General features: G+C 29.6%; 9 protein-coding genes. All 9 read left to right on the forward strand.

Annotated features, from left to right (window positions below; translation table 11 throughout):
* Positions 1–509, forward strand: a 509-nt coding sequence (locus VK071_09290; GenBank protein HLR35497.1) for a CobD/CbiB family cobalamin biosynthesis protein, incomplete at its 5' end; no start/stop codon positions are given.
* A gap of 14 nt (positions 510–523) precedes the next feature.
* Complete coding sequence (locus VK071_09295) at positions 524–1,570, forward strand: histidinol-phosphate transaminase (GenBank protein ID HLR35498.1); 1,047 nt, start codon at positions 524–526, stop codon at positions 1,568–1,570.
* Between the two features lies 1 nt (position 1,571).
* On the forward strand, positions 1,572–2,894 hold the full coding sequence (locus VK071_09300) for a cobyrinate a,c-diamide synthase (GenBank protein HLR35499.1): 1,323 nt from the start codon (positions 1,572–1,574) through the stop codon (positions 2,892–2,894).
* On the forward strand, positions 2,875–3,504 hold the full coding sequence (locus tag VK071_09305; protein ID HLR35500.1) for a precorrin-8X methylmutase: 630 nt from the start codon (positions 2,875–2,877) through the stop codon (positions 3,502–3,504). The genes VK071_09300 and VK071_09305 overlap by 20 nt, the downstream gene beginning before the upstream one ends.
* Entirely contained in the window at positions 3,505–4,575 is a 1,071-nt protein-coding gene (gene cbiD, locus VK071_09310) for a cobalt-precorrin-5B (C(1))-methyltransferase CbiD (protein HLR35501.1), read from the forward strand.
* Positions 4,572–5,168 carry a precorrin-6y C5,15-methyltransferase (decarboxylating) subunit CbiE gene (gene cbiE / locus VK071_09315; protein ID HLR35502.1) on the forward strand — a complete coding sequence of 199 codons (597 nt, stop codon included), beginning with the start codon at positions 4,572–4,574 and terminating at the stop codon, positions 5,166–5,168. The genes cbiD and cbiE overlap by 4 nt, the downstream gene beginning before the upstream one ends.
* On the forward strand, positions 5,155–5,703 hold the full coding sequence (cbiT, locus tag VK071_09320; GenBank protein HLR35503.1) for a precorrin-6Y C5,15-methyltransferase (decarboxylating) subunit CbiT: 549 nt from the start codon (positions 5,155–5,157) through the stop codon (positions 5,701–5,703). The genes cbiE and cbiT overlap by 14 nt, the downstream gene beginning before the upstream one ends.
* A complete protein-coding gene (cobI, locus tag VK071_09325) occupies positions 5,700–6,365 on the forward strand; it encodes a precorrin-2 C(20)-methyltransferase (GenBank protein HLR35504.1) in 666 nt (221 codons plus the stop codon). Before cbiT ends, cobI begins: the two co-directional genes overlap by 4 nt.
* Positions 6,358–7,068 (forward strand): precorrin-4 C(11)-methyltransferase (gene cobM / locus VK071_09330; GenBank protein ID HLR35505.1); only part of this gene is annotated, 711 nt, incomplete at its 3' end. The genes cobI and cobM, both read left to right, overlap by 8 nt.

Below are 7,068 nucleotides of genomic sequence, written 5' to 3' on the forward strand. Positions count from 1 at the left end.
AAACTATATCTGAAAACACAGCTGATGGAGTTATAGCACCTATTATATATATTATGGTCCTAGGGGCGCCTGGGGGTTTCTTATATAAAATGGTTAATACTATGGATTCTATGGTAGCTTATAAAAATGAAAAATATAAAGACTTAGGATATTTTCCAGCAATAGTTGACGATATATTTAATTATATTCCAGCAAGAATTACAGGAATATTAATGTGTTTGTCTTCTATATTTAAATATGATGTAAAAAATGGTTTTAAAATAATGTGGAGAGATAGGAAGAATCATGAAAGTCCAAATGCATCCTATCCAGAGGGAGCAATATCAGGATTATTAAATATTCAACTAGGAGGAGATAATTATTATTTTGGAAAGCTAGTTAAAAAACCTACTATAGGAGATAGAATAAGATCTATTGAAAAGGAAGATATTAAAAGGGCTATAGATATAATGTATAGAACGGAAATGCTTTTAATATTAATTTACTTAATTTTAAAAAACATCAAATAAAGGTAGGTGTTAATGTGGAACATGGTGGAGATGTCTTTTCATATGAAAAATATTATAAAGGCCAAATAGTAGACTATAGTAGTAATATAAATCCTTTAGGTATGCCTGAAAGTCTTATGAAAGAGTTAGAGGAATATTATTCCGCTATAGTAAGCTATCCAGATATAGAATATAGAAAGTTAAAGAAAAGTATATCAAAGTATCTAGGTTGCAGCAGAAAAAATATAGTTGTAGGTAATGGTGCAGTAGAAATAATAGACAATTTTGCTCAATTATTTAATAGAATAATTGTGTTTTTACCATCATTCTCCGAATATGAAATGAGAGGAGAAGTTCATGGAAAAGAAGTAGTTAAAATAAACCTTACAAAAGATTTTAAAATACCAATAGAAAAATTAAAATTAACAATACGAAAAGGCGATTTAATATTTATAGGCAACCCTAATAATCCAACAGGTCTTAGACTTTTAGAAAAAGAGTTATTAGATATATATAAAGTAGCTAGAGAAGGGCAAGGATTTTTATTTTTAGATGAAGCATTCTTTGAATTTTGTCCTAAAGATTATGATAGTATAGAAATATTTAAAAAATATGATTATGAAAGTGTGGCAATAATTAGAGCAGCAACTAAATTCTTTGCATTACCAGGATTAAGATTAGGTTATGGATGTACTTCATTAGATATAGTAGAAGAATACAATGAAATAAAACTACCCTGGAGTATAAATGCAATGGCAGATGGTGCAGGAAGATATATATTTAATTGTAAGGATTATATAAAAAAAAGTAAGGATTATATAGATAGTGAAAGAAAGTTTTTATTAAATAGTCTATTAGAAATAGAAGAATTTAAAGTTTTTCCTACAGATACAAATTATATTTTAATTAAACTCTTAAAATGGGATGAAGAATTTGTGTTTCAACATATGTTGGAAAGAGGATTTCTTATTAGAAAATGTTCTAGTTTTGAAGGCTTAGACGGTAGTTATATTAGAATAGCAATAAAGAATAGGGAAAATAATGAAAAATTGTTGAAGGCCTTTAAGGAGTTGGAAAGATAATATGAAAATGATTATGATATCTGGGGGAAATAGTGGCAGTGGTAAAACTTTAGTATCAATTGGTCTTTTAAGGGCGTTAAGAAATAAAGGATTAAACATATGTGGATATAAAACAGGACCAGATTTTATAGATAGACAATTTTTAGAAATAGCTTCAGGAAGAAGAGGGGGAAATTTAGACTTTCACCTTATGGGGGAAGAAGGAGTCTTAAATGGAATTGCTTTAGGTGAAGGAAAATATAGTATAGTTGAAGGGGCTATGGGTTATTTTGATGGCATATACAATACTTTTGAAAACTCTAGTTATGATATAGCAAGAAAGTTAGATATAAATACTATATTAGTTTATAGACCAAAAGGAGAAATGTTTTCTACTATACCTAAGATAAAAGGAATGGTAGATTTTAAAGAGTCTAAAATAAAAGGATTAATATTAAATGGTATAAGAAAAGATTTGTACCCTATGTATAAAGAAAAAATTGAGAAATACATAGATATAAAAGTCCTAGGATTTGTAGAGAACAATGAAGAACTAGAATTAGATAGTCAACATTTAGGTCTTATTCAAAGTGGAGAAATAGAAAATATAGAAGAAAAGTTAGATAGGATAGCTTCTATAGTAGAAGAAAACATATGTATTAACAGTTTATTAGAACTTATGAAGGATATAAAATTACCTTCTTTTAAATACCGAAAAAAAAGAGATATTACTGTAGCTATTCCTTTGGACAAAGCTTTTTCATTTTACTATACAGAAAATCTACAAATATTAGAAGAAATTTGTAATGTAGTTTATTTCTCGCCATTAGAAGATAATGTTTTGCCGGTCTGTGACCTTTTATATATAGGAGGGGGATATCCTGAAATATATAAAGAAGAACTTAGTAATAATTTAAGTATGATAAACTCCATAAAAAAACATATAGAAAAGGGTGGCTTTACCTACGGTGAGGGAGGAGGCCTTATGTATCTAATGGGGGAAATAGAGGGTGCAAAAATGTGTGGAATATTTAAGGGTAGTAGTATTATGACAGATAGACTTCAACGATTTGGATATGTAAATATAGAAATTAAAGAAGAATGCCTTCTCGGTGAAAGTGGGGACATACTTTCAGGTCATGAATTCCATAGGTCTATAACTAATATTGAGGATAAAAAACTATTTAATATTTCTAAACCTAAAAGTAAAAGAACTTGGGAATGTGGATATTCTTACAAAAATACTTTAGTTGGCTATCCTCATATACACTTTCTAGGAAATAAAAAGGCTTTAAACAACCTTTTAATAAAAGTAGAGAAAGGGAGTGGAAACTTTGTATATTAAAAATCCTAATAAAATAGAAAATAAGAGTATGGAAATAATAGATGAAGTAATGAATGATATAAGTTATACTGAAGAAGAAAAAATAATAGTAAAAAGAATGATACACACAACAGGAGACTTTGATTATAAAAATATTATAGAATTTAAAAATGATTTTGTAACTAAGGCTAAAGAAGGAATAAAAGAAGGAAAAATATTATATACAGATACAAGAATGGCTTTTTCAGGTATTAATAGGAAAGCTTTGAAAAAAGCCTCTTTAGAGCTTCAATGTTTAGTAAGTGATGATAAAACTTGGGAGATGTCAAAAGAAAAAAAGACTACTAGATCAGCAGTAGCCATAGATTTAGCCGTATCTATGGGTATAGATATCTTTGTTATAGGCAATGCCCCAACAGCTCTTTTTAGATTATGTGAATTAATAGGGGAGGGAAAAGTTAATCCTAAATTTATTATAGGTGTGCCAGTAGGTTTTGTAGGGGCAGCAGAGTCAAAGGAACTATTAAGAACTGTAGATGTACCATCTATAACTACAGTAGGTACAAAAGGTGGAAGTAACGTAGCAGCTTCAATAGTGAATGCTCTTTTATATATGGTGGTTGGTAGATAAATGGAAGATATGTATATTATTAAAGAAGGTAGGAAATTAAGATGTGGTTATACAACAGGAAGTTGTGCTACTGCAGCAGCAAAAGCAGCTGCTTTAATATTAAAAAATAGAGAGAAGGTAAATTTTGTAGAAATAGATACTCCAGCAGAAATTAAATTAAAATTAGAAATTACTAATATAAAAAGAGAAGAAAATTCAGTATCTTGTTGTGTTATAAAAGACGGTGGAGATGATCCAGATGTAACAGATGGTATGGAAATATGTGCTAAGGTTAGTGAGCGAAACGATGGTGTAATTAATATAGATGGAGGAAAAGGGATCGGTAGAATAAAGAGAAAAGGTCTCTTTGGAGAAATAGGAGAAGCAGCTATAAATTTAGTACCTAGAAAAATGATTGAAAAAGAATTAAAAAAAGTTTCGACTAGAGGATATGATGTTATAGTATATGCACCTTTAGGAAAGGATATAGCTGAAAAAACTTATAATAAGAGAATAGGAATAGAAGATGGAATATCAATAATTGGAACTAAAGGCATAGTTTATCCTATGTCGGAGGATGCTCTTAAAAAAACTATATACATGGAAATAGATAATATTATTGAAACCTATGGAAAAGAGCATATAATATTAGTTCTTGGGAATTATGGGGAAAAAATAGCAGATAAGTTGAATCTTAAAGGGGAAAAGGTGAAAATTTCTAATTTTATAGGTGATTCTTTATTATATATCCATAATAAAGGGTTTAAATCCATAACATTAATAGGTCATATTGGAAAGTTTTCAAAACTATCTTTAGGAGTATTTAATACTCATAGTAAAATATGTGATGGAAGAATGGAGGCTTTCGTATATTATTTAGCTTTTAGAGGGGCCCCTTTAAAGCTTTTAGATAAAGTAAATAACTGTTTAACAGCAGAAGAAGCAATAAATTTATGCATAGAAGAAGGTTATGAAACTGTTGTAAAGGATATGGAAAAAGGCTGTGAAAAACGAATTCAAAGGTATTTAAAAGATGAAAACTTTCCTGTAAAGGTATTAATATATTCTATGGAGAAAGGAGTTTTCCTATGATAATAGTTGCTGGAGTAGGACCAGGGGATCCTAAGTATATGACCCTAGATGTATTAGATGCTATTAAGAATACGCCTAATGTAGTTGCATTTAATAGAGTATCAGAGTCTTTAGTAGATATTAGGAAGAATTATATAAAAGTGTCTACAGTAAAGGAAGTTTTAGATTGTATAGAAGAATATGAAGAAGTACTAATACTAGCATCAGGAGATCCTTGTTTCTATGGTATATTAGAATATCTTAAAAAGAAAGAAATAAAGATAGACAAAGTTTTACCAGGGCTTTCTTCTTTTCAATATATGATGAGTAAATTAAACAAAAGTTGGCATAAGGCAGTATTTTTGTCCCTCCATGGAAGGGAAGCAGATTTAGCAAAAGTTCAAGACAAGCCATTATCCATAATCCTTACAGATAACCACAATACTCCTTCTAGTATATCAGAAAGACTGGGCGAGCTAGGAATAAAAGGGAAAATATATGCAGGATATGATTTATCTTATGAAGATGAATTAATAATAGAAAAAAGTATTGGAGAAAAAATAGTGGATATATCTTCATTAGCAGTGGTGGTGGTTGAAAATGAAATGGGTTAAAGATGAAAACTTTATAAGAGGTAATATTCCTATGACTAAATTTGAAATACGGGTTCTTACTATTGCTAGTTTGAATATAGAAAAAGAAGATGTATTTTTAGACATAGGAGCTGGAACAGGAAGTATATCCGTAGAGGCAGCCCTCCAAGGAGGAGAGGTGTGGGCCGTAGAAAAAGAGGAAGCAGGGGTAAAGCTTATTAAAGAAAATGCTAAAAAATTTGGAGTAGATATGAATATTATAAAAGGAATAGCTCCTAACTCTTTGCCTTCAATAAGAATTGATAAATGTTTCATTGGTGGAAGTAAGGGAAAACTAGAGGACATATTTAATTATTTAGATGATAATATGCAAGAAGAAGGTGTAGTAGTAGGTAATTTTATTACTCTTAATAATTTAAATGAATTTTTAGAACTTTTGAAAAGATATAATTATACAGATATAGAAACAAGACTTGTACAAACGTCCAAAATCAATAAAATAGGAATGCTAAAAGGAAATAATCCTGTATTTATAGTTAAAGGAGTGAAAAAATGAAAAAATTATATGGAATAGGAACAGGACCAGGACATAAAGAACATTTAACTCTTAAAGCTGTAAATGCAATAAAAGAGTCAGAAGTAATATTTGCTCCCAATAATAGGGGAAAGAATATGGCATTAGATACAGTTAAAGACTTTATAGAAGATAAAAAAATAGTTCTTTTAGACTTTCCTATGGGAAAAGTAGAAGAGAAACATTATGATGAAGCAGCGGAAATAATAAAAAAAGAAATATTAGAAGGAAAATCAGGAGCCTTCTTAACTATTGGGGATCCTTTAATATACAGTACTTTTATTTATTTAATGGAAAGGCTAGTTGAAAAAAATGTAGAAGTAGAAATAGTACCAGGAATACCTTCTTTTTTAGCTAGTGCAGCCTTAATTAAAAATCCATTAACTGTGAAAGGAGATAGGTTTCTTTTATGTGATGGGGAATTGAATGAAGAAATGTTAAATAATTGTGATTCTATAGCTATACTAAAGACTAGCAATAATAAAAAAGAAACTTTAGATTTATTGGAGGATAATGGTTTTATCTGGTCATATGTTAAAAGAACAACCTTAGATGGAGAAGAGATTTTAAGTAGTAGAGAAGATGTTATTAAAGATAAAGATTATATTTCCTTAATTATAGGAAGGAGAGAAGAAAATGATTAGTTTTGTAGGAGCAGGTCCAGGAGACGTAGATTTAATAACTATAAAAGGAAGAAGGTTGCTAGAAGAAGCAGATATTGTCATATATGCTGGTTCCTTAGTTTCTAAAGAACATTTAGATTTTTGTAAAAATAGTTGTAAATTTTATAATAGTGCATTTATGACTTTAGAAGAAGTCATAGATAAAATGGGAGAAGGATATAATAAAGGATTAAAAGTTGTTAGACTTCATACGGGAGACCCAACTATTTATGGCGCCATAAGAGAACAAATGGATATTTTAAAAGAAAAAAATATTCCTTATGAAGTTGTTCCGGGAGTTAGCTCTTTTACTGCCGCCTGTTCTGCAATTAAAAGTGAATTTACCCTTCCTAAAGTAAGTCAAACAGTTATACTTACACGTATAGAAGGTAGAACAGAGGTGCCAGAAAAAGAAGATTTAGAAAAACTTGCATCCTATGGAGCCTCTATGGCAATATTTCTATCTGTTCAACAAATAGATAATGTAGTAGACAAGCTTAAAAAAGGATACGGGAGAGATAATGTACCAATAGCAGTAGTATATAAGGCAAGCTGGAAAGATGAAAAAATAATGATAGGAACTTTAAAAGATATAGGGGAAAAAGTTAAAAAAGAAGGAATTAAAAAAACAGCACAAATACTAGTAGGAGACTTTATAACTGGAGAGTATGAAAGATCAAAATTA

Source organism: Tissierellales bacterium (assembly GCA_035301805.1).
GTDB lineage: Bacteria > Bacillota > Clostridia > Tissierellales > DATGTQ01 > DATGTQ01.

Bases quoted from the DNA above. Each gene is read 5' to 3' on its own strand.
- VK071_09300 (HLR35499.1), top strand. From the start codon at position 1,572: ATGAAAATGATTATGATATCTGGGGGAAATAGTGGCAGTGGTAAAACT.
- cbiD (HLR35501.1), top strand. From the start codon at position 3,505: ATGGAAGATATGTATATTATTAAAGAAGGTAGGAAATTAAGATGTGGT.
- cbiE (HLR35502.1), top strand. From the start codon at position 4,572: ATGATAATAGTTGCTGGAGTAGGACCAGGGGATCCTAAGTATATGACC.
- cbiT (HLR35503.1), top strand. From the start codon at position 5,155: ATGAAATGGGTTAAAGATGAAAACTTTATAAGAGGTAATATTCCTATG.
- cobI (HLR35504.1), top strand. From the start codon at position 5,700: ATGAAAAAATTATATGGAATAGGAACAGGACCAGGACATAAAGAACAT.